Source organism: Streptomyces cinereospinus (assembly GCF_042430725.1).
GTDB lineage: Bacteria > Actinomycetota > Actinomycetes > Streptomycetales > Streptomycetaceae > Streptomyces > Streptomyces cinereospinus.
Genome location: NZ_JBHMCY010000202.1, coordinates 1 through 890, shown reverse-complemented (window position 1 = coordinate 890; position 890 = coordinate 1). Strand labels below are relative to the sequence as shown.

At 71.5% G+C, this 890-nt stretch carries 1 protein-coding gene; it reads right to left on the bottom strand.

Features of this window, described 5'->3' with window-relative positions; all coding sequences use genetic code 11:
• Positions 1-890: amidohydrolase family protein (locus ACFF45_RS35500; protein WP_381351171.1), on the bottom strand; the 890-nt coding region annotated here is incomplete at both ends.

The window sequence follows — 890 nt, the reverse complement described above, 5'->3', positions numbered from 1 at the left end:
CGAAGAAGGGCAGGACGCCCTCGTTCCCGGCGAAGGGGTAGTCGACCGCGAAGACCATGCGGTCGATGCCGACCGTCTCCAGGCAGAACTGCAACTGGGCCTGGTTGAACAGGCCGCTGGGCGCGATGTGGACGTTCTGCCGGAAGTACTCGCCGAAGGAGCGCTGGAGCTTGGTGGCGCGCTGCGGGAGGGCCTCGTCGATGCGTTCCAGGTAGAAGGGGATCATCTCGCCCCAGTGGCCGAGGATGAACTGCAGGCCGGGGTAGCGGTCGAGCACCCCGGAGAGGACCAGGTGCAGGAAGTGCACCGCGGTCTCCTGGTGCCAGCCCCAGGCACTGGTCTGCAGGCGGGTGGCGACCACCGGCGACAGGCCGCCCAGGTAGTTGCTCTCGGTGACCGCACGCGGCGGCACACCGGGATGCAGGAAGATCGGCACGTCGAGCGCCGCCGCCTTGGCCAGGATCGGGTCGAAACGCGGCACGTCGAGGAACTCCCCGTCCGTGCGGCCGAAAATCATGGTCCCGACGAAGCCCAGCTCGCTGACGCACCGGTCCAGTTCCGCGGCGGCGGCCCGGGGCGCGGTGGTGGGCAGGGCGGCGAAGGCGGCGAACCGGTCGGGATAGGCCCGCACCGCGGCGGCCGCCCTGTCGTTCGCGGCACGGATCAGGGCGGGGGCCACGTCCGCCGGCACCTGCTGGGCACTGAGACAGGACAGCACCTGCATGGTGACCCCGCCCGCGTCCATGTCCGCGATCCGCCGCTCGGCCAGGTCCATCAGCACCTCGGCCGGAGGCGAGTAGGGCAGGCCGCCCGCCGGATCGTACGCCAGCCCGAAATGAGGACTCAGCTCGCTCGCGGCCGGCGCGGCCGCCGCCCTGACGGCCGGATCG